Origin of the sequence: Pseudoalteromonas sp. SCSIO 43095, assembly GCF_023650455.1 — a bacterium.
Classification (GTDB): Bacteria; Pseudomonadota; Gammaproteobacteria; order Enterobacterales; family Alteromonadaceae; genus Pseudoalteromonas; species Pseudoalteromonas tetraodonis.
Genome location: NZ_CP087995.1, coordinates 2,666,556 through 2,693,537, shown reverse-complemented (window position 1 = coordinate 2,693,537; position 26,982 = coordinate 2,666,556). Strand labels below are relative to the sequence as shown.

Sequence of the window (26,982 nt, the reverse complement as noted above, 5' to 3'; positions counted from 1 at the left end):
GCCGAGTAATTTAATGCTTAGCATTTAAAATGCCTGACAAACAGCTTCTGCTTTACAGGTAATAACTGTCACGTTTTCGTAGCCTACGCGTGTCAGCGCTTCAGCACTTAATGTTGCGCGCGCACCACTAGCGCAATGTAAGTAAATAGGGCGTGCTGCGTCTTTTTCTATTTCCATGAGCTTCATTTCAAGTAGCCCGCGAGGAATGTTTATAGCGCCTATAGCTGCTTTGGTGGCATGTTCAGCGGGTTCTCGTACATCAATCAACAATCCTTTATTTTGCTCAAGCTCTTTCTTTGCTTGTTCGGCATCAATACGACGCTGATTAGGAGTAATTATTTTTAGTAAATCTGGAATAGGGGTAAGCATGGTGTTTATTCCTTAAAGCCAAGTTTGCGTAATAGAGTGATCATTGGGCACCAGCTAGTAAAAGCTGATTGAATTAAATTTACTGCGATAAAAGCGGTAAAGTAAATCCACTTAGGATCGTGATAAGTTTGCAATAAAAGCGACACAATAATCATTATGCCAGCGATTAGTCTGAGTGCGTTATTTAGCTTCATTATAGTAGGCCAGTTATTTAGTTCAGTACAGTTACTATATTAGATTTATCTATATTAGTAAAATCTAATATTAGACTTTTCTAATCTAACGTTTTATACTCAGACTCTATTTTAGAATAAGAGCATAGTATGAATATTGACTTTACTGCCATGGCCGGCAATGTAGAACAAGCCGAGCAGCTATTAAAAATTTTAGCCAATAAAAATCGCTTGATGATTTTATGTTCTTTGCAAGATTCAGAAATGAGCGTATCTCAGCTCAATGAAGCTGTGCCATTAGCGCAGTCTGCGTTATCTCAGCACTTAGCAGCGTTGCGTAAAGCAAACATTGTGGCTACGCGCCGCGAGAGCCAAACAATTTATTATCGTGTCATTGATGAAAATGCAGTCGTTTTGCTTGGTACCTTGTATGGGTTATTTTGTAAGGGCTAAGTGCGATGAGCTTAATAGACAATGCGGTAAAAAGTAGTTTAAGTGGTCGCATTCCGATTGTTATTTTTGTGATGTCTTTGTTACTTGGGGTATTTGCACTAAATCAAACACCTCGAGAAGAAGAGCCACAAATTACTGTGCCCATGCTCGATATTTATGTATCAGTACCTAACGTTGAGGCGCCTGAAGTCGCTAGGTTAGTAACACAACCACTCGAGAAGTTACTGGCTCAGCTGGTGGGAGTTGAGCATATTTACTCAACCACACAAACTAACAGTACAGTGGTTACGCTGCGTTTTGAAGTAGGGCACAACCGCGAACAAGCTATTTTAGATACCTATGCAAAATTAAATAGTTATCAGCATACAATGGCATCGGTGATCGAAAGTTGGCAAATTCGTCCAATAGAAGTAGATGACGTGCCTATTGTGATGTTAGGCCTCTACAGTAAAGACCCACAACTTTATGGTGATTACGAGTTAACCCGCTTTGCTAACGAAATAGCCAACAGTTTACAGCGTATTGAACACACCAGTGAAGTAAAAGTCATTGCTGGTCGTAAACGAACCCTCACCATTAATTTAAATGCCAGCGCATTGGCTGCCCACCAAACAACCGTAAATGACGTTTTTTATGCATTAAGCGTGTCTAATCAACTAACGCAAGTAGGCAGTGTGGTTGATGGTCAGCAGCAAATTGAATTGCAAGCAGGTGATGTTCTACGAAGTCAATCTGCTGTAGAACAGCTGGTAGTGAATGTTGTTAATGGCAAAAGTGTTTACTTGCTTGATGTTGCAAACGTTATTGATGGCCCAAGTGAAGCTAAGCATTACCAATGGCTTGCTCAATCGGCAAACCAGCAGCAGTTGCCTATGGTTACTTTAAGCGTAGCTAAGCAAGCAGGGACTAATGCGGTTGCTGTTGCAAATGATGTTCATACCATGATGAATGAACTTGCAAATACTTTACTGCCACCAGAAGTTAGCCATACAGTGCTCAGAGATTATGGCCAAACTGCCGATGAAAAAGTAAATAACCTCACATCAAGTTTAGTGTTTGCAGTGTTTACTGTGGTAATTTTTGTTGGCGTGTTTTTAGGTTGGCGTCCTGCCGTGGTGGTTGGGCTGGCTGTGCCTATTTGTTATGGCATTACTCTCTCATTAGATTTTGCATTTGGTTACACCATTAATCGGGTGACATTATTTGCGCTTATTTTATCATTAGGCTTACTGGTAGATGACCCAATCACAGGTATTGATAATATTAGCCGCTTTTTGAATAAAAAAGGCGATAAAAAACAGCAGATTGTTGGCGCAATGAGCGAAATTCGAAATGCCTTACTTATGTCTACGCTCACTATAATGGTGGCGTTTATTCCACTGGCGTTTATCACCGGAATGATGGGGCCGTACATGGCACCTATGGCATTTAATGTGCCGGTTAGCGTGATGGTTTCTACCATTGTTGCATTTTTTGTAACCCCTTGGCTTGCGATGAAGTTACTCAAGCCTGATAACGAACAACCCTCCGAGCTTGCTCCTAAAGTTGGTGCATATCAAAGAATATTAAGCCCATTATTGGTTTCTAAGGGGCGAGCAAAACTTGTTTTGTGGCTAACCCTAGCATTATTTATTATTAGCGCCATGTTACCCGTGATGCGTTTGGTGCCTTTAAAGCTACTCCCTTTTGATAATAAAAATGAGCTGCAAGTGCTGATAGATATGCCAGAGGGGACTAATCTGGAGCGCACAGCTGCATTTACTAAACAAATCCAAACACTCACATGGCAATTAAACGAAGTAAGTGAAATAGCGGCCTATGTTGGTCAACCTTCAAGTATGGACTTTAACGGTATGGTGCGCGGTTATTATCGCCGTGATGCAGCGAATCTCGCCGAGCTGAGGGTATTGTTAGTGGATAAGTCTGAGCGCGATCATCAATCGCATGGAGTAGTTATGCGCCTTCGCGAACAGCTCGCGATGCTAGCAACCGATGGCATTGTAATAAAAGTGGTTGAAGTACCACCAGGGCCGCCGGTACTGAGTACCTTAGTTGCTGAGGTTTACCGAGATGCTTTTGTTGATGAGCAAACACATTCTCACGCTGCCTTGCAGTTAGCTGCGCGTTTACAACAAGAGTCTCATGTAGTTGAAGTCGATACCTCAATGGTGGCACCCTCGCCATTACAACGTTTTGTTACCAATAAAACCAAGGCCGCACTCAGTGCGATTTCAACTCAAAATATTTCACAAACACTCAGTATAGCCTCTCAAGGTGAAAACGTGGGTGTACTTTATGTGAGCAATGAAACAGAGCCCGTTGATATTAAATTACAGCTACCGTACAGCGAGCGAAATCAGCTTTCGCAATTACTTGCACTTCAGGTTAGAGGCGACAGAGATTTAGCTAAAACCAGTAACGAGTTTGGTTTAAGCAGTGCGCCAAGGCCGTTAGTATCGCTTTCAGAACTCGGTGAATTTACACAACATCATGTTGCTAAAACGATTGTTCGTAAAGATCAGCGCGACGTGATTTATGTTATGGCTGAGCTTAATGGGCGCACACCAGCGGAAGTGATTGCTGATGTGAATGCTGATTTAAATGTATCAAACGATGAGTTTGTTAAAACATCGTGGGTAGGTCGTCACTTTTTTAATAATGGCGGAACAGCCCCATGGCAATTACCACAAGGAACCCATGTCAGCTTTAGCGGCGAGGGGGAATGGCGCATAACCATTGATGTATTTAGAGATATGGGCATTGCCTTTGCGTTTGCGCTCAGTGCTATATTTATAATTTTACGGGTGCAAACACAGTCGGCGAGTTTATCGCTGATTATCATGTCAGCTATTCCGTTAACAGTGATAGGCATAATGCCAGGTTTTTGGCTGTTAAATCAGTTTGGTGAGCGCTCTATAGCAGGTGCCCCAGAGCCGGTATTATTTACTGCCACAGCGATGATAGGCATGATTGCCCTTGCAGGTATCGTGGTGCGTAACTCACTTATTTTGGTTGAGTTTATTAATCAAGCTCGCGGCCAAGGCATGGCAATTAAAGAGGCGCTTGTTGCAGCGGGTACGGTGCGAATGCGCCCTGTGCTCCTAACCGCAGGTACCACTTTATTAGGTAACTTAGTGATCACACTCGATCCGGTATTTAGCGGGCTCGCGATTGCGATTATTTTTGGCATTGTGGCGTCTACATTATTTTCATTATTTGTAGTACCGCTTGTTTATTATTTAGTGTTTGCAAGCACAGAGGATGAAGCGCATGCAGGGTAAATCAAAACTTATAGGCACATTTGCCGCGTTATTTGTCATTATTATAGCTGTGTTTTATATGGCAGGCAGCTTTTCTGACAAGCAAGCTGCTGGCTTAAAAGAATCACAAATAACGAACTATCAAGGTGAGCGAGTAACGGTAACGCTGCAAAGTATTGCAGGCACTGAGCAGGTACCAGGTAGTGTAATAGCAAAACAAAATACGCAAATTTCATCGCATGTTATGGCGCAGGTTGAGCAGTTAAAAGTACGTGCTGGCGATAAAGTCGCTAAGGGCGATTTACTTATTATGCTCAAGCAAGATGATTTTAAAGCGGCGTTAGCGCAAAGCAGCGCAAATATTAATGCGGTGCAAGCGTCGTTAACGCAAGCTAAAAAGCAATTAGCCAGAATGATTGATTTAAATGCGCAAGGATTAGTATCTGTTAGTGAATTAGATGACGCCAAAGCAAAGTTTGAAAACTTAACCGCTAATTTAGCGGTTGCTAAGCAACAGCAAACGCAAGCTCAGGTATCGCTTAATTATACGCGCATTACTGCCCCTATTTCGGGCGTGGTCGTTGAGCGCCTAACTGAACCTGGCGATACTGCAACACCCGGTAAACCGCTGATTACTTTGTATAACCCATTACAGTTACAGCTTGAATTTAATGTACGTGAACAACAAGCAGTAAAATTAAGAGTAGGGGACAGTTTAAATGTGGTACTACCTTCTCTTGATATAACAACACCCGCAACGGTGAGCGAAATTGTACCAGTGGCAGATAACGCGGCGCGCAGCTTGCTTATTCGTTTAGAAGCCGATGCGCAACTTGGTCTAATGCCAGGCCTTTATGCTCAACTACAGTTACCAATAAAAAGTACCCAAGGCGTATTAATTGATCCACGTTGGGTGCATGAGTTTGGCCAGCTCAATATGGTGTATGTACTTGAAAACGAAACGCTGGTTAAACGTTTCGTGCGTTTAGGCAGTATTATAAATAACCAGCAACACGTAATAGCAGGCCTAAAAGAGGGTGATGTACTTGCTGTTGATTACATACCAAGTCAAAGCGATTAAATAAAACTCGCAATTTCATCAATCGACTTTTTATCTGGGGCGTGCAGCGGCACTGTTGCATGCTCATCTGGGTAATCAGTAATAAGTAACATATAAGGGCGTTCGTTGTTTTTATCACGTCCACAAATATCGGTTAGAAAACTCATCGGTTCTGGTGTGTGGGTAAGTGTTGCAAGGCCTGCGCGGTGCAAGGCTTGAATTAAAAAGCCAGTGGCAAGGCCTACCGATTCATGCACATAGTAATTCGTGTTTTTATCATCGCCACTCAACGCCGCCCTTTTTTTGACTAAACACCGCAATCAACCATGGCGCGTGCTCTAAATAGGGTTTGTTAGCATCGGTGCCTAAGGGTTTTAGTGCATCTAACCATTCTTCACCCGCTCTGCCTTCATAAGAAGAGCGTTCTAATTTCTCGGCTGCTTCACGAATTTTCTTTTTAACATCACTACTATTAATTGCTACAAAATACCAAGGCTGGTGGTTTGCGCCACTAGGCGCTGTACCTGCCGCTTTTATACAGGTTTCAATAATCTCTTTTGGCACTGAGCGGTTACTAAAGCTGCGAATACTATGAGGCATTGACTCGTTTGTAAAAACTCATTCGCACGCGTCAGCATTTCCTCTTGAGGGTGTTCTATAAAATCGGCTAATGGTTGGCTTTTATGATTTTGCATGGCTGTTCGCTTCTTATTTTTAGAGTGTTTGGTTTAAAAGAGCAGCAAAGGCTTTATCTGCTAAGGTTTATAAAACCCGCGCTACGCATAAAATATTTATATCATATTACAAGGCTTAGCCAATAGATAAGAGCCTATTAGGTATCCTAAAACAGTAAAAGTCAGCTATTTTAGGATACTATTTTAAGCAAACAGGTCGCTATTTTGAGTGGTTATTCATAACGTAAGGCATCAATGGGATTAAGCCTAGCTGCTTTTATTGCGGGAGCTAAACCAAATACAATACCGATTAAAGAGGTAAAACCAAACGACAGCATAATAGCCCAGCCTGGTATATAAGCGTCGGGCATGCTTGGTACAGAGAGCGAAATGAGCTCGGCAGCACCATAGCCAATGACCAAGCCAATTAAGCCTCCAAATAATGACAGCACCACAGCTTCAACTAAAAACTGCAACATAATAAACCCTGGTGTTGCACCGAGTGCTTTTAGTGTGCCGATAACACGGGTACGCTCAGTTACTGATACCAACATAATATTCATTACGCCAATACCGCCAACAACAAGACTGATACCAACAATCCCTGCGGTTATTGCGGTAGCGCTGCCCGTAAATTTGTCAACATTAGCACGTGCTTTTTCGGCGGTTTCAAACTCAAAGTCGTTTTCTTGCTCATCTTTTAACTTATGTAATTGCCGTAAAATGCGGGTGATTTTGGCAAGTACTAGTTCTTCCTCACTGCCTTCCTTGAGTCTAAACATAATTTGTACATTACTTGTGCTGCTCGCACCCTCTAATGCGCTCATGGTGCTGATTGGAATGTTAATATAATCGTCTTGATCGAACCCCAATAAACTACCTTGTTTTTCAGCCACGCCAATAATTCTAAACCACTCGCCGCCAAGTTTAATATATTCGCCTACAGGATTTTTTGGCAGGTTTAGCTTTTCAATAATGGATGGACCAATAAAAGCGACTCGACGGCGCTTTACATCATCCTCTGCGCGAATAAAGCGCCCAAGTTCTGGAAAGGTTCTATACGCTTTTTGGTAATCTTGCTCTGTACCCATTACTCGTGATGAGTGGCTTTTATTTCCATATTCAGCGCCACCAGAAAAACGCCAAGTAAACATCAGTGCAGTGAGTGTTTCAGCCTCTTTTACTCGGGCTTTTAAGACTAAAAAATCGTTGTAAGTGAGTTTAGCATTTTTGCCCACCATTTCTTGTTCAATGCTGGTAAAGGGTTTAATTGTGGTTACATCAGGTGCCATATCTGCGAGTTGATCGTTAATTTGCTTAGTAAAGCCTTGCATAACGGCTACCACTGTAATAACCGCGGCAACCCCAATTATAATCCCTAAACAAGTGAGTGCGCTTCGCATGGCATTGGCTTTAATGGCCATTAGTGCTGCTTTTGTTCCTTCCATAATTGCAATAGCAGATTTAAACATGCTGTTTGTCTCCTTCACCTTTACGCACATCGCTCACTACCTTGCCATCAACTAAGCGAATAACTCGCTGGCAATGATCTGCAATTTCTTGTTCGTGAGTTACCAAAATAATGGTGTGGCCTTCATTATGTAGCTCATCAAATAGCGCCATAATTTCAGTGGTAGTTTTGCTGTCTAGATTCCCGGTTGGTTCGTCACCGAGTAAAATATGCGGTTTAGTCACTAGCGCTCGTGCAATGGCAACACGCTGGCGTTGCCCACCAGACAACTGGCTTGATAGATGATCCACTTTATCACCGAGTCCTACACGTTTGAGTGCATCGAGGGCTTTTTGTTTACGTTGTTTTGCGGGTATAAACCTATAAACCAAAGGCTGCATCACATTTTCAAGTGCCGACGCACGCGGAAGTAAGTTAAAGCTCTGAAAAATAAAGCCAACACTTTCGTTACGCTGATGAGCGAGCTCGGTTTCTGTCATACTTTTTACAAGTTTATCTTTTAAAAAGTAATCCCCAGTAGTTGGAGTATCTAAGCAACCCAATAAGTTCATTAAAGTTGACTTACCTGAACCTGAAGGACCGATTATAGCGACATACTCGTTTTCATTAATGACCACGTTTACATCATCTAGGGCCTTAAATATTTGCTCACCCATTTTGTATTGCTTGTTAATATGCTCAAGCTTGATTACCGCCGACATTATTGCGCATCCTTGGCAGTTGTTTGCTTAACTTTTACCGTATCATTTTCTTTTAGTTTACTGATAGGACGTGCAGGGCCAATAACAATTCGCTCCCCTTTATTTAAACCTTGGGTAATTGCTTGCTCTATATCTGAAGAAATACCCACTTCTACATAGGCTTTGCTTACAGTGTTATCGTCGTTTAAACGCCATACAAACGTTTTGTCATCTTCTTTTTGTACGGCTTCGATAGGGAGCTTTAAGCCATTCACAGCAAGGCTTGTTGCGATTTCTGCACGGCAGCTCATACCTGCATATAGTTGCCTATCGGTATTATCAAGTAACACTTTCACTCGAAATGATAAACCTTGTGAACCTGCTTGGTTTTTTGCTGAGGTACCAATATTAATAACCTTGCCAGTAAAGGGTTGGTTAGGATACGCCGCGGCATAAATGTCAGCATGCTGGTCTAACTTAATCCCAGCAATGTCGGTTTCATCGACTCTAAGTTCGGCTAAAATAGCGCTTGGGTCGGCAACCAGCATTAAATCTGAGCCAATAATATTAGTGGTGCCGGCAATAACGGTTTCGCCTTCTTTAATATTTACTGAGGCGAGCAAACCACTCATTGGAGCACGAAATACACTTTTGCTAAGTCTATCTTCAGCGATTGAAAGAGAGGCTTTGGCTTGATTATAAGACTCTACTCTGGCTTCAATATCTATTTTGGCAAGGTCGCGTGCATTTTGTAAGTTCTCGTATACTTCTTGCCCTGCTAGGCCTACGTCATAAAGCTCTTTTTGACGTTTAAGCTGACGTTCAATATTCAAAAGGCGTGTTTTACTATGTTTTATTTCTATTTCGCTAGCTCGCAATACCGCTTTATTACGTGTTACTTCTGACTCAAAAGCAGTGGTATCTAAGCGCATTAAAATGTCGCCTTGTTTTACACTTTGCCCTTCTTCAACAAACACCTTGTCGACTCGTCCGGTTACCTCTGAACGTAACTGCACTTGAGTATTAAAGACTAAATTGCCAGAGGCCATAATGGAGTCTGCAATACTACCTTGCTCAGCCTGTGCAACATTTACCTCTGGTGCTTTTTCATCGCCAGTAATTTGCTTTGATACAACAAGAGCAATAAAAGCTGCAATTGCAAGGGTAATGATAATCGCTTTTTTCATTTTTATTTCCGTATTTATGAGTAGGCAGAAAAGTTTGCCTACATTCCTTTAAGCAACAATAATAATTGTCCAGATGCTGTAAATGATAATGGTCGGTAGCGCAGCAAAAAGAAGTGCTTTATTAAAGCTGAAATTAGTCCAACACTTTAACCCAATAGCAACCAAAGCTATGCTCCAAAGACTAAAAATACTTAAACTCTCCATCATATTATAGAAGCTATCTCCAAGCTCTAATCCCAGAAATAACTGATTTATAGACGCGTAATTGAATAAACTAATAGGTAATTCATTGTTACTGGCTGTAAGAACTAGCGCAACAACACCTAAACTTGAAATAACCATGGGCATCATGCTCCAAACACCAAAACCATACCACGCACCATAGCTATAATTAGCATCAGGGTCTTGTTTAGATATCAACATGTAATACCCAGATAGGAGTGCATTTATAAAAAGAAGGCCGAAAATACCCCCGCCAATTGCAAACCACACTTGGTTATCGAGGCTTTGCTCCATACTTTGACGGATCATTTTTTTCTCGCCGATTGTGGCATCCACACTCGCTGCAGCAACCTGCTGGTCTAAAATAAATTGTGAGTCTGCAGTGGTATAAAATGTATAAGCAGAGGCTGCAAGGGTTAGAGCGAGAAGTACAAAAGCAAGCCAAGACCAGCCTTTAGCTTCTTTTAGCCCATTAAAAGCCTTGCTTGGGCTGATAAAAATGTCGATACAAGCAGATAGCGCGTTAGATGACTTCATGATTATTCCTTTTTAGCCGTTGTATTAGTACAAATAATATCACTATTAATACCTTATTAAGTCGGTAGAATAAAGCATAACCCTTGCATAAATGCGGTTAAAATGTAACGGTTTATTAACGTTCGCTTAATTGTTGAGATATTAATTAATAAAATGAAGGTAGAGATGGACAACTTAGAACGAAAAATAGATGAGTTAGTACTTGGTTTTTGGCGACTACTTGATTGGCAAGTTTCTCCGCAGCAATGTTTAACGTTCCTTGAGTAGGCAATTGAAGCTGGCATTAAGCATACTGATCATGCTGATATCTACGGCGAATATGGCTGTGAGCGTGAGTTTGGTAAAGCATTGGCACTAAAGCCAAGTATTCGTGATGAAATTAAAATTATTACTAAATGCGGTATTAAACCAGCCTTTGCAAGCTTAGGCTTAGTGGGTAAGGCTAATCATTATGACTCAACTGCACTGCATATCATCACTTCAGCTCAGCAATCCCTTAAGCACTTTAATACCGACCGTCTAGATGTATTACTTATTCATCGCCCTGATTACTTAATGGCTGCCGATGAAGTCGCGCAGGCATTTAATACCTTAAAGCAAAACGGCGATGTACTGGAGTTTGGTGTATCTAATTTTACTCCTTCACAGTTGAGTTTATTGCAGTCACGCTTGGACTTCGAATTGGTCACAAATCAAATAGAGTTTTCACCTTATGAAATGAAAGCCCTTGATGATGGCACGTTGGATCAATGTCAGTTACTCGATATTAAACCTATGTGTTGGTCACCGCTGGCAGGCGGGCGCTTGTTCGCAGAAAACGATGAAAAAGCCATTCGTCTACGCCACGTGCTTGAACAAGTTGGCAGCGAGATTGGTGCAAGTTCAATAGATCAAGTCGTATATGCCTGGCTGTTAATGCACCCAAGTACACCATCGGTAGTACTTGGTACGGGCAATATCAAACGTATTGAGTCTGCGGTTGCAGCTAAGCGGTTAAAATTAAACCGTGAGCAATGGTATCGTATTTGGCAGGGCTCTACAGGGCATAGTGTGCCGTAAAGTGAAAGGTTATTTTATAGCGCGATTCGACATCGCGCGATAAATATTAAAGTTAGCAGTTACTAATGGCGATAAAGGTAGTTTCTTTTTGATAAATATTTACAACGCGCTCGTTACCGTGTTTGTCTACAATTATAACAGTGCGTACATGCTTTACATTTACGCCAGTCATTACGCCACGAGGGCGACATTGAGTTTGCAGATTGCCTCTTTGTGGATTGTTAATTAAAGACTCTAACTCATCAGGAGAGTGAGATCCCTTAATAACATTTTGAGATTCTAAGAATTGTGTCAGAGTATCCCCATTAGCAGCACTTGAAGCGTCTAAATCAGCAATGATTTTTGCAACCCCTTTAGTTACATCTACGTTGACAACTAAAAGACTGCCATCATCAAAGCTCATAACCACATCGTAATTGAGTACTTTATTTAAATTGTTAGTTTCAACATTACCTAAAACTAGTTTAATAAAGGCGCTTGCTTTATCGAGTGCAGCAACGACTGAAATTGCGTTAGCATTATTTTGTACTTCAAGGCGAATCTCGTCGTTTAATATACCCCGGCAATCATCATCACCATTAACATAGTTCATCGCGGTTTTACAGGCATTGAGAGACGATTTTACCGTTGACTGCTCACTCCCCGAATACATGACTCCGCCTTTTTGAGTAAACGTCAATGCGTCCTGTACTTGCATATGGTAATGCTGTGCTTCATTTAAGTGTTTTACAAAGTCACGTTCGTGTTGTGTAGGGTTTACGCGTTGAACGTCGATGCGGCCTTGTTGAGTTATAAGGCCATTTGCGTTAATCACTTTGGGGTATATTGTGACCTGGAATCTATTGACTTCGTTATCATCAATATTATAAATAGCGTAAGGTTGATAGGATGGCTGCGGATTCACATCTCCAATACAAATAGCATCACCATTACTACAGCTGTCTTGTAAAGTAGGTATGTAGGTTTGCTGTTTTATAAAAGTAATTTGCTCGGCAGGACAGCTTGAAAATTGTGCCTTCCAGTAATTGCTACAAATAAGGCTATCACCTTGTGCTGAAACATATTTTGCTATTAGTAAAGTGGGTAGCAATAAAATTACGACTATCATTTTTTTCATCATATATAATTCCTTTTTTATTGATTCTTAAACAATATATCAGGGGGGGGACAAATGTAAATATATTGTTTAATTGTTGCTGAGTGATTATTCGTGCTTTATGGGAAGAGTTGCGAATGAGCAAATTGTTTCTACTTGGTTGTTAACACATCTAAGCTTATTGGGCACAGGCCATATCAAAGAATTGAGTCAGCGGTTGTCGCTAAGCAGTTCAAATTAAGTCGTCTAAGTGTAAGGTAAGTTTTGACATAAAATCTGAGCTTAGTCGATTGATGGCTGTAGGATCGAGAAAAGGGCCTTTCGGCCCTTAGTGTTGCAGCAAGTAACACATTCTTTTTATAAGCTAAAGTCGACAGCGTAGGCTACATAAGCTTTAACATCTGAGCCGTCCATGTCGTTATCAGATAGGCCAAAGGTAAAACCATCCTTAGAAACTGATACGCCATAATCAATGATATTGTCATCACCGATGAAATCGCCTGAGTAATGCCCTATGTGTAGCGCCATTTCAGTGCCATTGCTACCAACAGCGAAGCTGTAATCGGCGTTTAAATACAGTGAATCACCAAAATCAGTACCATCACCACTGGCAGCAGATGTTGCAAGTACGGCCGCACCAAATGTAAAACCTTGCACACTAATGCTACCGTAAACTTCTGAAAAATCAGCATCGGCACCTGATGCCGCATCTGGGTAAGCGTAATAAATATAACCTACGTCATAACTTACGTTTTCATTAATAGCGCCGCCAAAACCGGCGTATAAATCTAGTTCGTAGGTCATTTCATCGGCCCAAGACGCATTTGACGCCCACGTACCCGCATAAAATCCAGATTCATTAGCGTAATCAATACCGCCAGATACAGCTGCATCGCCCCCAGTTTGCTCTTGTCCGCGCCATAAGTAGTTAGAAGTAGCGGCTGCATTGGCTGTTACTTCGGCAAATGCAGTAGTTGATGTCATTCCTGTTAATGCCAATGCACTGATGAGTATTGTTTTTTGTAGTTTTAGCATGTTTCATTTCCCATTGTATGATTTTGCACGCCAAGGTTTTTTATTATAAACGACTACAACCTTTTGAACGGCGGCGTATTATTACGTTACTGCAGGGGGGAATTGCACTGTATGTGCCAGCTTCCATTTATTCAATAAAAAATAAATTTTATATTATAAAACAAGGTGTTGAAATTATGCGCAAAGACGCTTTGTGAAAAGTATGTAAGGAAAGAACACACTGCTGGTGCAAAAAAAAGCCTGGCTGCACCATTAGAGCGCTACCAGGCTATCTATATTAGGATCTATTGGCCTTTGAAAATTTAACCTTGAAAGGTCTACAGACCCTAACGTTAAGCTAGTTTATTAAAGCTAATTGCGTTTGATATACGTTTTATCCAAAAATGGTACGCATAAGTGTAATTGTTTCGTTTACACCACGGCCTTTTTGTACTTCGCTAATAATAGAATCACGCTTAGCACGAATATGCTCTGGGATGTCATCAGCAGCAAGTGCGCGGTCCACTAATATTTCAGCCGATTCTTTGCCGCGGCGTGGCGCTTTACTGCTGCTCGAAGTGCTACGTGTAGGTTTATTTAGTAGCTTAATGTAGTTAGAGTTATCTGCAGTATTCGTATCTGCATAATAAAAAAAGCAAGGTATTAGCGCTTTAATATCCACTAACTGAGTTTCTAGTTCATTACCTGCATTGGCCATTTTAAACCATGACATAGCGTGAATGCTTTGTACTACATCTTGCCAGTAACGCTCAAAGTCACGGTTATTTAATTTGGTGATACCAAGTGCGGAGCAAAGTGCATCTAAGCGACTGTTACTAATCGGTGTAAATACATCAGGGCGGCGCATTGCTAATAAACGGGTTGCAGGCGCTAGTGTTGGTTTTTCATCACTGCCATTAAATGCACTCAAGTAAGCAATTACAAATTGTTGGTAATTACTTTGCGCTACATCACCCTCAAGTGGGATATTGCTCAGGGCATCGTCAAATGCACCTGGCAAGTCAGCCAACATCTGGTGAAAGCCTTTAGCACTTTTTGTAGAGGCAAACCATTCTACATCAAAGTTATAAGTACTCGGGTCGAGTGACGCCATGTGCTTACCGCTAAAAGCGAGTAAGTCTTCAGGGATCATGTCTTTTAATGGTTGTTCACGTAGGCCTGAGATATAAGCAGTTAAACGTAATTGCTCATCAAGTGCCACCAGTTCTTTATGTTGTTCTACAAACATACTCACTACCGGCCAAGGTGCTACCCGTAATGTTTTTAGCTGTAAAAAGCTAATTGCTGAGGTTAGCTGGTCGTGCAGCTTTTTTAAAACTGGCAGTTGTTGTGGCTCTAGTAAGTCGTAATTTATGCGGTCTTTACTTGCACTTAGTAGCTCATAACACCAGCCTAAAAAATCCTCTGGGTGGTTTTCTACTTTCACGGCCATTAGGTTTAGGCTTAGTTCTGAAGCTTGCTTCAAGATGTTTTGGTAAATTTGACTTTCTTGTTCGCCTAGCGCCATTTTTGACGGTGAAATTAGCAGTTTTTTCATGCCTTGTAGAGTCTCCGAGTAGATACATTTTTTAGCTGCTTTATTTTAGCGCAAATACGCCAATAGCAACAGGGCCGTGCATAATACCTAACAATTCAAGGGATGCAATCATGATGCTTAATATAAGTACCATGATTGCCGAGGTTTAATCATGCTCTTGCAGCGTAAACAAGCTTTCAACAGAAGTATTAAAGTGCCTCGCTATTTTAAGCGCAATTATTACCGATGGCGTAAATCGGTTTGTTTCTACAGTGCTTATTGTTTTGCGTGATACATTAATAGCGTCAGCGAGCTCTTGCTGTGAAAGCCCTGCCTCTTTACGAAATTTTGCTATGTTATTTTGCACTTTGACTCCTAGTCACGACTTTGCCAAAAAGTAGAAATTCCGTACACTAAACACATAATAGCAAGGTAAAAAGTAGCCATCATGCTATGAGATATATGTAAAGTTAGGCCTTCAGAGAATAAATAAACCGTGCCCATACTAAAGAACAATGCTAATACAACATGTTTATAAGCAATTGTATCTATAGTCTTTAAGTATTCATCTTTATAAGTAAGGTGGTATTTCATTCTCCATGTAAAGCCACCTCTAATTACAAACATAAGGAAAGTACCAAGAAATGCGGTGCTTCCTAAAATCAGCAACGGCGCTGACGTGTTTCCGATAATGGGGTAGCCACTGATTATTAGTAACGTAATACCCATAAATATCGAAAACCATGCGTTGTGACTCATAAATTTTTCTTCAGTTTTAATATCTTGTTGTTTCATAAAGTCCATCCTGTGAAAGTGTTAATTTATATTTTGTAACCTAAGGGTATCAAAATGTTTCAGTTACAATTCATATACCCACGTTAGAATGTAGAAAAGTAGCTTTTTAGTTATTGGGCAATGCTTTTAGTGTTAACTCCCGCTATGATAAGAACATTATTTGCACGTTTGAAAGGATGATCATGAAGACCTTATTTAAAATTGTTGGTGTAATACTCTTACTTTGTATTGCGTTAATTGTTGCTGCACCATTTTTAATTCCTACCGATACCATTTTTAATAAAGTGTCTGAGCAGGTTGAAAAAACAACAGGGCGCACACTTACTATTAAAGGTGATAAAACGCTTAGTGTATTTCCTGCATTAAAGTTAGAGCTTAACGATGTGCACTTTGCAAACATGCAGACAGGCTCGCGCGACGACATGGCAAGTATGGAGCAATTAGCTGTGCATATACCCTGGCTATCGTTATTTGGCGGCGAATTCAAACTAGATAAGTTTGTTATTAACGAGCCCAATATTTTATTAGAAACTGATAAGAACGGTAAAGCTAACTGGCAGCTGTTTGATGCTGTAGCCGAACAGCCGCAAGTGCAAACTCAATCAGGTGAGGCTGTCAAACTACCAGAAAACTTTGATATAGAGTTAGGTGAAGTGGCTATTTACGGTGGTACGTTTACTTACCTAGATGGGCAAACAGGCGCTAAACAACAAATTAGTGACTTGGAATTGGCTATTTTACTTCCTTCACTACGTAAAACACTAGAGATCAAAGGCGGCATTACATATATGCAAGAGCGCTTTGAGCTAGATGTAAAACTTGATACGCCAGCAAAGGCTATTGAAGGGGCGATGTTTGAGGTTACTCAAAGCGTAGACTCTCGCTTGGTCGACCTTACTTTTAACGGCAGTATTGCGCAACAAGGAAAAGATATAAAAGGTGAGTTAGCGCTCAGTGGTGATTCTGTTAAAGAGCTAGCAACTTGGCAGGGAGTAGACTTAAACGCCAAAGAAAATGCATTTAATGCGTTTAGCGTAAACGGTAAAATGCACCTTATAGATGATACGTTTAACTTAGAAGAGCTGATTGCTACCCTAGATGAATTAGAGATTAAAGGAAAAAGTGAAGTAAACTTAGGCAATAAACTAGCGGTTAATGCTGATATAGACCTAGGTATGCTTGATTTGAATCCCTACTTACCGGAGTCAGTAGCAAAGCAGCAAGCGCCGCAAAGCGAAGAACCTAAAGCCGCACAGCCGATTGTTTGGGACGATACTAAAATTGATTTAAGCGCTTTAAATGCACTTAATGCTAACGTAGTTATTCGTTCAAGCGGTTTAAAAGCGAATGATATTAAGCTCGGTGCGAATCAATTTACAGTCGACTTAAACAACAGCGTTGCTAAATTAAGCTTAGATAGCTTTAAAGCCTATGAGGGCACCGGTAAAGGGGTCATTAATATAAATGCGCAGCAAACGCCGTATAAAATAAGCACAAATTTTGATTTAGCCGACATAGACGCACAACCGTTACTCACTGATGCGGCTGGCTTTGATAAACTTATGGGTAAAGGGTCATTGAATTGGAACTTAACCACGACCGGCCAAAGTCAAAAAACCTTTATTGATGCTTTAAACGGCAAGATTGGCTTTGAATTTGCTGATGGGGCAGTCAAGGGCGCAAACATCGCTGAAATGGTTCGTAAAGGCAAAGAGCTTATTTCCGGTAATCTTGGCGCTGTAAGCGAGGGCTTAGATACGGGCTTTGAAGAATCAGAGCAAACTGACTTTTCTGCGCTCACTGGTAGCTTTAATTTTACGAATGGCGTGGGACATAATAATGATCTATCTCTGGTGAGCCCACTTATTCGTATTACAGGTGAGGGCGATGTAGATTTACCCAAAACCAGTGTTGATTATCGGTTAGTAACAGGTATTGTTGATTCAATTGAAGGGCAAGGTACAACAGATGATAGCACGGGCTTTAAAATCCCACTGCGAATAAAAGGCCCATTCCATGACGTTGGCTTTAAGCTAGATGTAAGCAATGCACTTAAAGATAAAGCAAAACAAAAACTCGATGACGTCAAAGAAAAGGCAAAAGAGAAAGCCAAAGACAAAGTAAAAGATAAATTAAAAGGACTATTTGGCTAAAACCATTTACTCCAGAAAAAAGAAACAGGGCGCTAATTGCGCCTTGTTTGTTTTATAACCACTTGTAAAATAGCTACATAGCGGTTTTTACTCAGTTTTAATCTGCCCCTCTATTAAATTAATTAAAAAATAACCTACCACTCCCCCCTTAATGCTGATACAATTGCCCGCCCTTAAGAGACATCTAGTATGTTTTTTGAGTGGAATTCAATCGAAATGTCTTGATTTTAAACAAATTTAAGACAAGTTGTAATTACTACACCGGAGGTCATTAACATGATCCAAATGCAAACTCAGCTGGAAGTTGCTGATAACAGCGGCGCTCGCAAAGTGCAGTGTATAAAAGTCCTTGGTGGTTCACACCGTCGCTATGCAGCGATTGGCGATATCATTAAAGTTTCTGTAAAAGAAGCGATTCCTCGCGGTAAAGTGAAGAAAGGTGATGTTAAAAACGCGGTAGTTGTGCGTACCAAAAAAGGCGTTCGTCGTCCAGACGGTTCATTGATCCGTTTCGACAGCAATGCGGCTGTTATCTTAAATGATAACTTGCAGCCTATTGGTACTCGTATTTTCGGCCCTGTGACTCGCGAACTTCGTAATGAAAAGTTCATGAAAATCGTTTCACTAGCCCCAGAAGTACTGTAAGGAGTCTATCATGGCAGCAAAAATCCGTCGTGATGACGAAGTAATCGTACTAGCAGGTAAAGACAAAGGTAAGCGCGGCAAAGTGCTTTCAGTTGTAACCGAGTCTGGTCGAGTATTTGTCGAAGGCATTAACTTAATCAAGAAACACCAAAAGCCGGTTCCACAGTTGAACCAAGCTGGCGGTATTGTTGAGAAAGAAGCGTCTATCGACGTATCAAACGTTGCGATCTACAACTCGGAAACGAGCAAAGCAGATCGTGTAGGTTTCAAGATTGAAGATGGTAAGAAATTACGTATCTTTAAATCTACTGGTAAAACTATCTAATAGTTGGAGTAGAATGATGGCGAAACTGCATGAAGTATATAAAGACAAAGTAGTTGCTGAACTTCAAGAGAAGTTTGGTTTCAGCTCTGTCATGCAAGTCCCTCAGATCGAAAAGATCACATTAAACATGGGTGTGGGCGAAGCCTTAGCTGACAAGAAGATTTTAGATAACGCTGTTGCGGATCTAGAAGCTATCTCTGGTCAGAAACCTTTAATCACTAAAGCACGCAAATCTGTTGCTGGCTTCAAAGTGCGTGAAGGTTACCCGATTGGTTGTAAAGTAACCTTACGCGGCGAGCGTATGTGGGACTTTTTTGAGCGTTTGGTTTCAATCGCTATCCCACGTATCCGTGACTTCCGTGGTGTGAGTGCTAAGTCTTTTGATGGACGCGGTAACTACAGCATGGGCGTACGTGAACAAATCATCTTCCCAGAAATTGATTATGATAAAGTAGACCGTGTACGCGGTATGGATATCACAATCACTACATCTGCGAAATCAGATGAGGAAGGCCGTGCGTTGTTAGAAGCGTTTAACTTCCCATTCAAGAAATAAGGGTAGGGTTATGGCAAAGAATTCTATGAAAGCGCGCGAAGCAAAGCGCACTAAACTAGTTGCTCAGTACGCTGAAAAGCGTGCAGCACTAAAAGCTATCATCAGTGATGTTAATACATCTGAAGATGATCGTTGGGACGCGGTACTTAAGCTACAAGCTTTACCTCGTGATTCTAGCCCTGCACGTCAACGTAATCGTTGTAACATTACGGGCCGCCCACATGGTTTCCTTCGCAAATTCGGCATGAGCCGTATTAAAGTTCGCGAAGCAGCTATGCGCGGTGAAATTCCTGGCCTTAAAAAGGCTAGCTGGTAATAGAATCATGGGAGTAAGACTATGAGCTTGCAAGATCCTATCGCGGATTTATTTACACGAATCCGTAACGGTCAGTCAGCGAAGAAAGTATCTGTAACGATGCCTAATTCGAAACTGAAAGTAGCAGTAGCTAATGTATTAAAAAATGAAGGTTACATCGCAGACTTCGCAGTAAGTGGTGATGTTAAACCTGAGCTTTCTATCGAGTTAAAGTACTTCGAAGGCAAAGCTGTTATTGAAAATATCCAGCGTGTAAGTCGCCCTGGTCTACGTATCTATAAGAGACGTGACGAATTACCGAAGGTAATGGGTGGTTTAGGTATCGCTATCGTATCAACTTCTAAAGGCCTAATGACAGACCGCGCAGCACGTAGTGCAGGCGTTGGTGGTGAAATCATTGGTTTTGTAGCTTAATCGGAGGGGAACTATGTCTCGCATAGCAAAGGCACCAATAAACGTTCCTGCCGGTGTAGAAGTTACATTAAAAGGCCAGGAAATCACAGTTAAAGGCAAAAACGGTGAACTTACTCGTACTATCAACGATGCAGTTGAAGTACAAGTTAACGACAACGTTATTACAACTTTACCTCGTGAAGGCGTAGCCAATGCATGGGCACAAGCAGGTACTGCTCGCGCTCTAATCAACAACATGGTTGTTGGTACGCATGAAGGTTACGAGAAGAAACTTCAGTTAGTAGGTGTTGGTTACCGTGCTGCAGCTAAGGGCAAAGTTTTAGACTTAACTCTTGGTTTCTCGCACCCAGTTAATTTCGCAGTTCCTGAAGGAATTACGATTGAAACTCCAAGCCAAACAGAAGTTCTAGTTAAGGGCGTAGATAAGCAGTTAGTTGGTCAAACAGCTGCTAACATTCGTGCATACCGTAAACCTGAGCCTTATAAAGGTAAAGGTGTTCGTTATTCAGATGAGAATGTACGCCGTAAAGAGGCTAAGAAGAAGTAAGGTAAGACGATGGATAAAAAAACAGCTCGTCTACGTCGTGCTAAACGCACTCGTAGAAATTATATTGAACAAGGCACAACGCGTCTTGTTATCCACCGCACGCCACGTCACATTTACGCTCAAGTTGTAAACGCTGAGGGTAATGTACTGGCTGCTGCTTCTACTGTTGAGAAAGCGATTAGCGAAACAGTTAAAGGCACAGGCAACGTTGCAGCTGCACAAGCAGTTGGTAAAGCGGTTGCTGAACGTGCGGCTGACAAAGGCATCGAAAAGATTGCTTTTGATCGCAGTGGCTTTAAATATCACGGCCGTGTGAAGGCGCTAGCTGATGCTGCGCGTGAAGCCGGTTTGCAATTCTAGGAGTAGACAATGGCTAACGTAGAAGCAAAGCAACAACAGCCTGATCTAGCTGAAAAGCTAATCGCGGTGAACCGTGTGTCTAAAGTAGTTAAAGGTGGTCGTATCTTTAGCTTTACTGCACTAACTGTAGTTGGTGATGGCGCAGGTAAAGTAGGTTTCGGTTATGGTAAAGCACGTGAAGTTCCAGCTGCTATTCAAAAAGCAATGGAAAAAGCACGTCGTAACATGATCAACGTAGACCTAAATGGCAACACATTACAGCATCCTGTTAAAGGACGTCATGCTGGCTCACAAGTGTTTATGAAACCAGCATCTGAAGGTACTGGTATCATTGCAGGTGGTGCTATGCGTGCAGTACTTGAAGTGACTGGTGTGCAGAACGTACTTTCTAAATGTTACGGTTCTACTAACCCGATCAACGTTGTACGTGCAACGATCTCAGCTCTTGAGAACATGAATTCTCCTCAGTCGATCGCTGCAAAACGTGGTCTTCGAGTAGATGAGATTTTGGGGTAAACCATGGCTAATAAAACTGTAAAAGTAACACAAGTAAAAAGCTCTATCGGTCGTTTACCGAAGCATAAAGCTACATTACGCGGTCTTGGTTTACGTCGTATCAATCACACTGTTGAGTTAGAAGACACAGCATGTGTGCGTGGTATGATTAACCAGGTTTATTACATGGTTAAGGTAGAGGGGTAATTCGATGCATTTGAATACACTTTCACCTGCTGCAGGTTCAAAAACTGCTCCAAAACGTGTTGGTCGTGGTATAGGTTCTGGTCTTGGTAAGACTGGTGGCCGTGGTCACAAAGGTCAAAAATCACGTTCTGGCGGTAAAGTACGCGTTGGTTTCGAAGGCGGTCAAATGCCTATGCAACGTCGTCTACCTAAGTTCGGTTTCACTTCTCGCAAATCATTAGTATCTGCAGAAATTAACCTATACGAAATCGCTAAAGTTGAAGGCGATGTGGTAGACCTAAGCGCGTTACAAGCAGCTGGTCTAGTTAAAAAGAACGTTCAGTTCGTTAAAGTTGTTAAATCTGGCGAAGTTTCACGCGCTGTTACCGTTAAAGGCCTTAAGGCTACTAAAGGTGCACGCGAAGCTATCGAAGCTGCCGGAGGCAAGGTAGAAGACTAAGGAAGTACTAATGGCTAAACCAGGTCAAGATACACAAAGTGCACAAGGTGGACTTTCGGAATTGAAGCGCCGATTACTCTTCGTATTGGGTGCTATCATAATTTACCGTCTAGGTTCATTTGTGCCGATCCCTGGGATTGACGCCGCTGTACTTGCCGATTTCTTCGAGCAACAAAAGGGCACCATTGTTGAGATGTTCAACATGTTTAGCGGTGGTGCGCTTGAGCGAGCTTCAGTGTTAGCACTGGGTATCATGCCGTATATCTCGGCTTCGATTATTACGCAACTATTAACGCATATGTATCCGCCGTTTATAGAGCTTAAGAAAGAAGGTGAGCAAGGGCGTAAAAAGATAAGCCAGTACACACGCTACGGCACGCTTGTGCTTGCTACTATCCAATCAATCGGTATTGCTACAAGCTTACCGGGCATGATGAACGGGTTAGTTGTTAACCCAGGTATGGGATTCTACTTCACCGCTGTGGTGAGTTTAGTAACCGGCACTATGTTCCTTATGTGGTTGGGCGAACAGATAACAGAACGTGGTATCGGTAACGGTATCTCAGTTCTAATATTTGTTGGTATTGTAGCTAACCTGCCGTCTGCTATTGGTTCGACAGCCGAAATGGCGCGCCAAGGTGATTTGAATGTTTTTGTACTGTTGATGGTTGCGGTTATAGTATTCGCTGTTACTTATCTTGTTGTATTCTTTGAACGTGGTCAACGACGTATCGTTGTTAACTACGCCAAACGTCAACAAGGTCGTCAAGTATTTGCTGCTCAAAGCACGCATTTACCTCTGAAAGTAAATATGGCGGGTGTTATTCCACCAATCTTCGCTAGCAGTATAATTCTGTTCCCTGGTACAATTGCAAGCTGGTTCGGCCAGGGTGAAGGTCCGGTTGCTGATGTGCTACAAGCAATTGCTACAACGTTGACTCCAGGTCAGCCTTTGTATGCAATGGTTTTAGCTGCGGCTATCATCTTCTTCTGCTTTTTCTACACAGCGTTGGTTTTTAACCCGCGTGAAACAGCAGACAACCTGAAAAAATCTGGCGCATTTATCCCAGGTATTCGTCCAGGTGAGCAGACATCTAAATACATTGATAAAGTGATGACACGCCTGACATTGGCAGGTGCTTTGTATATAACCTTTATCTGTCTGGTGCCCGAATTCATGACTATGGCATGGCAAACGCCATTCTATTTCGGCGGTACATCAATTTTGATTATCGTTGTAGTAATCATGGACTTTATGGCACAAGTACAGACGCATCTGATGTCACATCAGTATGATTCTGTGCTGAAAAAAGCGAACCTTAAAGGCTACGGTCGATAAGGTCAGTTTACGGAGTTGAGCAATGAAAGTACGTGCTTCCGTTAAGAAAATATGCCGTAACTGTAAAGTTATTAAACGTGCTGGTGTAGTACGCGTAATTTGCAGTGAGCCTAAGCATAAGCAAAGGCAAGGCTAAGTAAACAGTCGTGCAGGCTGAGGTTTCTCGGCCTGTGTTTTTAGTTGTGATTTGGTCTTCGTTTGAGTATCCTTACGGGCTTTTCAAACAGATGATTACCAAGTTCAAATATAGGAGATGTGTTAGTGGCCCGTATCGCTGGCATTAACGTCCCTGATCATAAACATGCAGTTATTGGTTTAACAGCTATTTATGGCATAGGTAAGACTCGCTCTAAGGCTATCTTAGAAGCGACTGGTATCGCCGAGACCACAAAAATCGGTGAACTTTCAGACGAAACACTTGACGTATTGCGTGAAGCAGTTGGCAAGTACACTGTAGAAGGTGACCTTCGTCGTGAAGTTACTTTGAATATCAAGCGCCTTATGGACCTTGGTTGTTTCCGTGGCCTACGTCACCGTCGCTCTTTACCACTTCGTGGTCAAAGAACAAAGACTAACGCGCGTACCCGTAAGGGTCCTCGTAAGCCTATTAAGCGATAAGGGGATAGTAAAATGGCTAAGACACCAATTCGTCGTAAAAAGGTTAAAAAGCAAGTTGCTGATGGTATGGCTCATGTTCATGCGTCTTTCAACAACACTATTGTAACGATTACCGACCGTCAAGGTAATGCACTATCATGGGCTACTGCCGGTGGTTCAGGTTTCCGTGGTTCACGTAAATCTACTCCATTTGCTGCTCAGGTTGCTGCAGAGCGTGCAGGTACTGCTGCTCAAGAATACGGTTTAAAAAATCTAGAAGTTTTCATCAAAGGTCCAGGTCCAGGTCGTGAATCTGCTGTACGTGCTTTGAATGCTGCTGGTTACCGTATCACCAACATTACTGACGTGACGCCAATACCACACAATGGTTGTCGTCCACCGAAGAAACGTCGCGTTTAACAATAGGTTAGGAGAAATAACATGGCAAGATATTTGGGCCCTAAGCTCAAGCTGAGTCGTCGTGAAGGTACTGACCTGTTCCTTAAGAGCGGCGTAAGAGCTATCGACTCTAAGTGTAAACTTGAGACTGCACCTGGTCAGCACGGCGCTCGTAAAGGACGCTTATCTGATTACGGTTTACAATTACGTGAAAAGCAAAAAGTACGTCGTATCTACGGTGTATTAGAAAAGCAATTCCGTAACTACTACAAAGAAGCTGCTCGCCTTAAAGGTAATACAGGTGAAAACTTGTTACAGCTTTTAGAGCAACGTTTAGACAATGTTGTATATCGCATGGGTTTTGCTAGCACACGCGCTGAAGCACGTCAGTTAGTAAGCCACAAAGCGATTCTAGTTAATGGTCGTGTTGTGAACATTCCTTCATACGTAATTACTCCAGAAGATACTGTTGTAATCCGTGAAAAGTCTAAGACACAAGCACGTATCATCGCTGCTCTAGAGTTGGCTGAGCAACGTGAAAAGCCGACTTGGGTTGAAGTTGACGGTAAGAAATTGGAAGGTAGCTTCAAGCGCCTACCTGAGCGTTCAGATCTGTCTGCGGACATTAATGAACAACTAATCGTCGAACTTTACTCTAAGTAAAGTTAAGAGTTAAGAGAGGATAAAATGCAGGGTTCTGTTACAGAATTTCTAAAACCAAGGTTAGTCGATATCGACGCTATAAACCCAACGCGTTCTAAAGTAGTTTTAGAACCACTCGAGCGTGGCTTTGGTCACACTTTGGGTAATGCCTTACGCCGTATACTGTTATCATCTATGCCTGGATGTGCAGTAACTGAAGTTGAAATCGACGGTGTATTGCATGAGTACAGCGCGAAAGAAGGCGTACAAGAAGACATCATTGAAATACTACTAAACCTTAAAGGTCTAGCGGTAACGTTAGAAGGCAAAGATGAAGTTTTTCTGACCCTGACTAAATCTGGTGTAGGCCCTGTGACTGCGGCAGATATTCAGCACGATGGCGATGTAACAATTGCTAACCCAGATCATGTTATTTGTAATTTAACTACAAATAACAGCGAGATCAGCATGCGTATTCGTGTTGAGCGTGGTCGTGGTTATGTGCCGGCATCTAGTCGTTTATCCTCTGATGACGATGAGCGTCCAATTGGTCGATTGCTGCTTGATGCATCATTCAGCCCAGTTGAACGTATTGCGTACTCGGTTGAATCAGCCCGTGTTGAGCAACGTACAGACTTAGACAAGTTAATCATTGATATGGAAACAAACGGTACTTTAGATCCTGAAGAAGCGATCCGCCGTGCGTCTACTATCTTAGCTGAGCAACTAGATGCATTCGTAGATTTACGCGATGTAACTGAGCCAGAAGAGAAAGAAGAGAAGCCAGAATTCGATCCTATTCTACTTCGTCCAGTTGATGATCTTGAACTAACAGTACGTTCAGCAAACTGTTTGAAAGCCGAGCAAATTCAATATATCGGTGATTTAGTTCAGCGCACTGAAGTTGAGCTTCTTAAAACGCCTAATTTAGGTAAGAAGTCTCTAACTGAAATAAAAGACGTGCTAGCTTCACGTGGTCTTTCTCTAGGTATGCGCCTAGAAAATTGGCCGCCTGCAAGCCTAGCTGAATAATCTAAATCACTATATTAGTTTAGTTAGAAGGATAGGGTCATGCGCCATCGTAAGAGTGGTCGTCAATTAAACCGTAACAGTAGCCATCGTAAAGCGATGTTCAGCAATATGGCAGGTTCTTTGGTGAAACATGAAATCATCAAAACTACTTTGCCTAAAGCGAAAGAGTTACGCCGTGTAATTGAACCTTTAATCACACTGGCTAAGACTGACAGCGTAGCAAATCGCCGTTTAGCATTTGCCCGCACGCGTGATAATGAAGTAGTTGGTAAATTGTTCAGCGAAATCGGTCCTCGTAATACAGACCGTCCAGGTGGTTACACTCGTATTCTTAAGTGTGGCTTCCGTGCTGGTGATAATGCACCAATGGCTTATATTGAACTAGTTGGTCGCCCAGCGGCGAGCGAAGAAGTTCAAGAAGACGCACAGTCTGCAGAGTAAGTCTTTAAAGAGACACCAAAAAGCCGAGCTTATGCTCGGCTTTTTAATACCTAAAATTTATCACATGGTAATAGGGTCGCGACAAGTCCTCCCCAATTTTTTTATCAATAATAAACAACAGCCTCATATCAATAAAGGCAGTCTATTTGCTACTAATAGAAATATAGTTCGCTTATTTAAATACTTTCTTCATGTTACCCCTAACCTATATATGCTATTTATCTATAATTGGTAAAAATAAGCTAATTATATAACTTAAGGTTGTGATTAACGTCATAGGTTGAAACAGTAAATACATAAGTTAAGAAAGCCTTAACTATATATGCTATGTTTTTTGCCAAATGCCCTTAGTGTTCTACTAGCTAAAATAGTTATAGCAAGAAATCGGATGCTATTTACAAGCGATTTCAACATCAGCATCAACACGTATCATTAAAAAATATCTTATAACCTCATTTGAAGCTAAATATGCTTGAGTTTAGTTGTCT

32 protein-coding genes and 2 pseudogenes are annotated in these 26,982 nt (G+C 41.7%); 22 read left to right on the top strand and 12 right to left on the bottom strand.

The annotated features are described in order from the left end of the window. Positions 1-24: 24 nt before the first annotated feature. Positions 25-369, bottom strand: coding sequence for a rhodanese-like domain-containing protein (locus LOC50_RS12710; RefSeq protein WP_076922736.1), 345 nt, complete (start codon positions 367-369; stop codon positions 25-27). A 5-nt stretch (positions 370-374) separates the two neighbouring features. Next, positions 375-563, bottom strand: a complete 189-nt coding sequence (locus LOC50_RS12705) for a YgaP family membrane protein (RefSeq protein ID WP_010392474.1) — start codon at positions 561-563, stop codon at positions 375-377. A gap of 129 nt (positions 564-692) precedes the next feature. On the opposite strand from LOC50_RS12705, the gene LOC50_RS12700 reads away from it, so the two are divergent. From LOC50_RS12700 to LOC50_RS12690, 3 genes are read left to right on the top strand one after another with little or no spacing between them, the layout of a single operon-like run. Continuing rightward, positions 693-995 (top strand): ArsR/SmtB family transcription factor, encoded by a 303-nt coding sequence (locus LOC50_RS12700; protein WP_010392476.1) that lies wholly within the window; start codon positions 693-695, stop codon positions 993-995. 5 nt (positions 996-1,000) lie between these two features. Then, complete coding sequence (locus tag LOC50_RS12695; protein ID WP_248534042.1) at positions 1,001-4,276, top strand: efflux RND transporter permease subunit; 3,276 nt, start codon at positions 1,001-1,003, stop codon at positions 4,274-4,276. Continuing rightward, positions 4,266-5,336 carry an efflux RND transporter periplasmic adaptor subunit gene (locus tag LOC50_RS12690; RefSeq protein ID WP_248474473.1) on the top strand — a complete coding sequence of 357 codons (1,071 nt, stop codon included), beginning with the start codon at positions 4,266-4,268 and terminating at the stop codon, positions 5,334-5,336. Before LOC50_RS12695 ends, LOC50_RS12690 begins: the two co-directional genes overlap by 11 nt. Here the strand turns inward: LOC50_RS12690 and LOC50_RS12685 are convergent. From LOC50_RS12685 to LOC50_RS12665, 5 genes and pseudogenes are all read right to left on the bottom strand, one after another. Then, positions 5,333-6,010, bottom strand: a pseudogene (locus LOC50_RS12685) (nitroreductase family protein). The gene LOC50_RS12690 and the pseudogene LOC50_RS12685 sit on opposite strands and share 4 nt — an antisense overlap. Before the next feature lie 212 nt (positions 6,011-6,222). After that, on the bottom strand, positions 6,223-7,461 hold the full coding sequence (locus tag LOC50_RS12680; RefSeq protein WP_250653311.1) for an ABC transporter permease: 1,239 nt from the start codon (positions 7,459-7,461) through the stop codon (positions 6,223-6,225). Beyond that, entirely contained in the window at positions 7,454-8,161 is a 708-nt protein-coding gene (locus tag LOC50_RS12675; RefSeq protein WP_008467268.1) for an ABC transporter ATP-binding protein, read from the bottom strand. The genes LOC50_RS12680 and LOC50_RS12675 overlap by 8 nt, the downstream gene beginning before the upstream one ends. Continuing rightward, positions 8,161-9,327, bottom strand: a complete 1,167-nt coding sequence (locus LOC50_RS12670) for an efflux RND transporter periplasmic adaptor subunit (protein ID WP_250653310.1) — start codon at positions 9,325-9,327, stop codon at positions 8,161-8,163. Before LOC50_RS12670 ends, LOC50_RS12675 begins: the two co-directional genes overlap by 1 nt. Positions 9,328-9,375: 48 nt before the next feature. After that, positions 9,376-10,086: a YIP1 family protein gene (locus LOC50_RS12665; RefSeq protein WP_036980470.1), complete on the bottom strand. Its 711-nt coding sequence runs from the start codon at positions 10,084-10,086 to the stop codon at positions 9,376-9,378. Between the two features lie 165 nt (positions 10,087-10,251). Between LOC50_RS12665 and LOC50_RS12660 the strand changes: the two are divergent. Then, positions 10,252-11,145: pseudogene (locus tag LOC50_RS12660) on the top strand (aldo/keto reductase). Between the two features lie 52 nt (positions 11,146-11,197). Here the strand turns inward: LOC50_RS12660 and LOC50_RS12655 are convergent. From LOC50_RS12655 to LOC50_RS12635, 5 genes are all read right to left on the bottom strand, one after another. Next, the gene (locus LOC50_RS12655) at positions 11,198-12,265 is read right to left on the bottom strand and encodes a hypothetical protein (protein WP_036980468.1); all 1,068 of its coding nucleotides are present in this window, start codon (positions 12,263-12,265) and stop codon (positions 11,198-11,200) included. Between the two features lie 333 nt (positions 12,266-12,598). Continuing rightward, the gene (locus tag LOC50_RS12650) at positions 12,599-13,276 is read right to left on the bottom strand and encodes a TorF family putative porin (protein ID WP_138626097.1); all 678 of its coding nucleotides are present in this window, start codon (positions 13,274-13,276) and stop codon (positions 12,599-12,601) included. 373 nt (positions 13,277-13,649) lie between these two features. Next, complete coding sequence (locus tag LOC50_RS12645; protein WP_036980462.1) at positions 13,650-14,813, bottom strand: hypothetical protein; 1,164 nt, start codon at positions 14,811-14,813, stop codon at positions 13,650-13,652. A 145-nt stretch (positions 14,814-14,958) separates the two neighbouring features. Beyond that, complete coding sequence (locus LOC50_RS12640) at positions 14,959-15,159, bottom strand: helix-turn-helix transcriptional regulator (RefSeq protein WP_036980460.1); 201 nt, start codon at positions 15,157-15,159, stop codon at positions 14,959-14,961. Positions 15,160-15,167: 8 nt separating this feature from the next. Further along, complete coding sequence (locus LOC50_RS12635) at positions 15,168-15,587, bottom strand: hypothetical protein (protein WP_250653309.1); 420 nt, start codon at positions 15,585-15,587, stop codon at positions 15,168-15,170. Between the two features lie 182 nt (positions 15,588-15,769). On the opposite strand from LOC50_RS12635, the gene LOC50_RS12630 reads away from it, so the two are divergent. From LOC50_RS12630 to rplQ, 18 genes are all read left to right on the top strand, one after another. Beyond that, positions 15,770-17,740 carry an AsmA family protein gene (locus tag LOC50_RS12630; protein ID WP_036980456.1) on the top strand — a complete coding sequence of 657 codons (1,971 nt, stop codon included), beginning with the start codon at positions 15,770-15,772 and terminating at the stop codon, positions 17,738-17,740. A 276-nt stretch (positions 17,741-18,016) separates the two neighbouring features. After that, positions 18,017-18,385, top strand: coding sequence for a 50S ribosomal protein L14 (gene rplN, locus LOC50_RS12625; RefSeq protein WP_008115397.1), 369 nt, complete (start codon positions 18,017-18,019; stop codon positions 18,383-18,385). A gap of 10 nt (positions 18,386-18,395) precedes the next feature. After that, positions 18,396-18,710, top strand: a complete 315-nt coding sequence (rplX, locus tag LOC50_RS12620; RefSeq protein WP_004589210.1) for a 50S ribosomal protein L24 — start codon at positions 18,396-18,398, stop codon at positions 18,708-18,710. A gap of 16 nt (positions 18,711-18,726) precedes the next feature. Continuing rightward, positions 18,727-19,266, top strand: coding sequence for a 50S ribosomal protein L5 (rplE, locus tag LOC50_RS12615; protein ID WP_010392500.1), 540 nt, complete (start codon positions 18,727-18,729; stop codon positions 19,264-19,266). 10 nt (positions 19,267-19,276) lie between these two features. Then, on the top strand, positions 19,277-19,582 hold the full coding sequence (gene rpsN / locus LOC50_RS12610) for a 30S ribosomal protein S14 (RefSeq protein WP_006794245.1): 306 nt from the start codon (positions 19,277-19,279) through the stop codon (positions 19,580-19,582). Between the two features lie 21 nt (positions 19,583-19,603). Beyond that, a complete protein-coding gene (gene rpsH / locus LOC50_RS12605; RefSeq protein ID WP_008115392.1) occupies positions 19,604-19,996 on the top strand; it encodes a 30S ribosomal protein S8 in 393 nt (130 codons plus the stop codon). A 13-nt stretch (positions 19,997-20,009) separates the two neighbouring features. Beyond that, positions 20,010-20,543, top strand: coding sequence for a 50S ribosomal protein L6 (gene rplF, locus LOC50_RS12600; protein ID WP_006794247.1), 534 nt, complete (start codon positions 20,010-20,012; stop codon positions 20,541-20,543). A 9-nt stretch (positions 20,544-20,552) separates the two neighbouring features. Beyond that, a complete protein-coding gene (gene rplR / locus LOC50_RS12595; RefSeq protein WP_008115388.1) occupies positions 20,553-20,903 on the top strand; it encodes a 50S ribosomal protein L18 in 351 nt (116 codons plus the stop codon). A gap of 9 nt (positions 20,904-20,912) precedes the next feature. Then, a complete protein-coding gene (rpsE, locus tag LOC50_RS12590; protein WP_008115387.1) occupies positions 20,913-21,419 on the top strand; it encodes a 30S ribosomal protein S5 in 507 nt (168 codons plus the stop codon). A 3-nt stretch (positions 21,420-21,422) separates the two neighbouring features. Further along, complete coding sequence (gene rpmD, locus LOC50_RS12585; protein ID WP_008115384.1) at positions 21,423-21,605, top strand: 50S ribosomal protein L30; 183 nt, start codon at positions 21,423-21,425, stop codon at positions 21,603-21,605. A gap of 4 nt (positions 21,606-21,609) precedes the next feature. Further along, positions 21,610-22,044: a 50S ribosomal protein L15 gene (rplO, locus tag LOC50_RS12580; RefSeq protein ID WP_013466073.1), complete on the top strand. Its 435-nt coding sequence runs from the start codon at positions 21,610-21,612 to the stop codon at positions 22,042-22,044. Positions 22,045-22,054: 10 nt separating this feature from the next. Next, positions 22,055-23,383, top strand: coding sequence for a preprotein translocase subunit SecY (gene secY / locus LOC50_RS12575; RefSeq protein ID WP_008115380.1), 1,329 nt, complete (start codon positions 22,055-22,057; stop codon positions 23,381-23,383). 22 nt (positions 23,384-23,405) lie between these two features. Further along, positions 23,406-23,519: a 50S ribosomal protein L36 gene (gene rpmJ, locus LOC50_RS12570; RefSeq protein WP_002959476.1), complete on the top strand. Its 114-nt coding sequence runs from the start codon at positions 23,406-23,408 to the stop codon at positions 23,517-23,519. Between the two features lie 125 nt (positions 23,520-23,644). Next, positions 23,645-24,001 (top strand): 30S ribosomal protein S13, encoded by a 357-nt coding sequence (gene rpsM / locus LOC50_RS12565; RefSeq protein WP_008115377.1) that lies wholly within the window; start codon positions 23,645-23,647, stop codon positions 23,999-24,001. 12 nt (positions 24,002-24,013) lie between these two features. Further along, positions 24,014-24,400, top strand: coding sequence for a 30S ribosomal protein S11 (gene rpsK / locus LOC50_RS12560; protein WP_002959471.1), 387 nt, complete (start codon positions 24,014-24,016; stop codon positions 24,398-24,400). A 21-nt stretch (positions 24,401-24,421) separates the two neighbouring features. After that, entirely contained in the window at positions 24,422-25,042 is a 621-nt protein-coding gene (gene rpsD, locus LOC50_RS12555) for a 30S ribosomal protein S4 (RefSeq protein WP_002959461.1), read from the top strand. A 24-nt stretch (positions 25,043-25,066) separates the two neighbouring features. After that, complete coding sequence (locus LOC50_RS12550; RefSeq protein ID WP_008115371.1) at positions 25,067-26,053, top strand: DNA-directed RNA polymerase subunit alpha; 987 nt, start codon at positions 25,067-25,069, stop codon at positions 26,051-26,053. A 39-nt stretch (positions 26,054-26,092) separates the two neighbouring features. After that, positions 26,093-26,494 (top strand): 50S ribosomal protein L17, encoded by a 402-nt coding sequence (rplQ, locus tag LOC50_RS12545; protein ID WP_013466072.1) that lies wholly within the window; start codon positions 26,093-26,095, stop codon positions 26,492-26,494. Positions 26,495-26,982 lie beyond the last annotated feature (488 nt).

Coding starts and splice junctions, on each gene's coding strand:
- rplO (WP_013466073.1), top strand. CDS start 21,610: ATGCATTTGAATACACTTTCACCTGCTGCAGGTTCAAAAACTGCTCCA.
- rplN (WP_008115397.1), top strand. CDS start 18,017: ATGATCCAAATGCAAACTCAGCTGGAAGTTGCTGATAACAGCGGCGCT.
- LOC50_RS12635 (WP_250653309.1), bottom strand. CDS start 15,587: ATGAAACAACAAGATATTAAAACTGAAGAAAAATTTATGAGTCACAAC.
- LOC50_RS12645 (WP_036980462.1), bottom strand. CDS start 14,813: ATGAAAAAACTGCTAATTTCACCGTCAAAAATGGCGCTAGGCGAACAA.
- LOC50_RS12650 (WP_138626097.1), bottom strand. CDS start 13,276: ATGCTAAAACTACAAAAAACAATACTCATCAGTGCATTGGCATTAACA.
- LOC50_RS12690 (WP_248474473.1), top strand. CDS start 4,266: ATGCAGGGTAAATCAAAACTTATAGGCACATTTGCCGCGTTATTTGTC.
- rpmD (WP_008115384.1), top strand. CDS start 21,423: ATGGCTAATAAAACTGTAAAAGTAACACAAGTAAAAAGCTCTATCGGT.
- rpsD (WP_002959461.1), top strand. CDS start 24,422: ATGGCAAGATATTTGGGCCCTAAGCTCAAGCTGAGTCGTCGTGAAGGT.
- rpsK (WP_002959471.1), top strand. CDS start 24,014: ATGGCTAAGACACCAATTCGTCGTAAAAAGGTTAAAAAGCAAGTTGCT.
- LOC50_RS12700 (WP_010392476.1), top strand. CDS start 693: ATGAATATTGACTTTACTGCCATGGCCGGCAATGTAGAACAAGCCGAG.
- LOC50_RS12670 (WP_250653310.1), bottom strand. CDS start 9,327: ATGAAAAAAGCGATTATCATTACCCTTGCAATTGCAGCTTTTATTGCT.
- rplR (WP_008115388.1), top strand. CDS start 20,553: ATGGATAAAAAAACAGCTCGTCTACGTCGTGCTAAACGCACTCGTAGA.
- rpsH (WP_008115392.1), top strand. CDS start 19,604: ATGAGCTTGCAAGATCCTATCGCGGATTTATTTACACGAATCCGTAAC.
- LOC50_RS12630 (WP_036980456.1), top strand. CDS start 15,770: ATGAAGACCTTATTTAAAATTGTTGGTGTAATACTCTTACTTTGTATT.
- rpmJ (WP_002959476.1), top strand. CDS start 23,406: ATGAAAGTACGTGCTTCCGTTAAGAAAATATGCCGTAACTGTAAAGTT.
- LOC50_RS12665 (WP_036980470.1), bottom strand. CDS start 10,086: ATGAAGTCATCTAACGCGCTATCTGCTTGTATCGACATTTTTATCAGC.
- rplX (WP_004589210.1), top strand. CDS start 18,396: ATGGCAGCAAAAATCCGTCGTGATGACGAAGTAATCGTACTAGCAGGT.
- LOC50_RS12705 (WP_010392474.1), bottom strand. CDS start 563: ATGAAGCTAAATAACGCACTCAGACTAATCGCTGGCATAATGATTATT.
- secY (WP_008115380.1), top strand. CDS start 22,055: ATGGCTAAACCAGGTCAAGATACACAAAGTGCACAAGGTGGACTTTCG.
- rpsN (WP_006794245.1), top strand. CDS start 19,277: ATGGCAAAGAATTCTATGAAAGCGCGCGAAGCAAAGCGCACTAAACTA.
- rplF (WP_006794247.1), top strand. CDS start 20,010: ATGTCTCGCATAGCAAAGGCACCAATAAACGTTCCTGCCGGTGTAGAA.
- rplQ (WP_013466072.1), top strand. CDS start 26,093: ATGCGCCATCGTAAGAGTGGTCGTCAATTAAACCGTAACAGTAGCCAT.
- LOC50_RS12680 (WP_250653311.1), bottom strand. CDS start 7,461: ATGTTTAAATCTGCTATTGCAATTATGGAAGGAACAAAAGCAGCACTA.
- LOC50_RS12550 (WP_008115371.1), top strand. CDS start 25,067: ATGCAGGGTTCTGTTACAGAATTTCTAAAACCAAGGTTAGTCGATATC.
- LOC50_RS12695 (WP_248534042.1), top strand. CDS start 1,001: ATGAGCTTAATAGACAATGCGGTAAAAAGTAGTTTAAGTGGTCGCATT.
- rpsE (WP_008115387.1), top strand. CDS start 20,913: ATGGCTAACGTAGAAGCAAAGCAACAACAGCCTGATCTAGCTGAAAAG.
- rplE (WP_010392500.1), top strand. CDS start 18,727: ATGGCGAAACTGCATGAAGTATATAAAGACAAAGTAGTTGCTGAACTT.
- LOC50_RS12655 (WP_036980468.1), bottom strand. CDS start 12,265: ATGATGAAAAAAATGATAGTCGTAATTTTATTGCTACCCACTTTACTA.
- LOC50_RS12675 (WP_008467268.1), bottom strand. CDS start 8,161: ATGTCGGCGGTAATCAAGCTTGAGCATATTAACAAGCAATACAAAATG.
- LOC50_RS12710 (WP_076922736.1), bottom strand. CDS start 369: ATGCTTACCCCTATTCCAGATTTACTAAAAATAATTACTCCTAATCAG.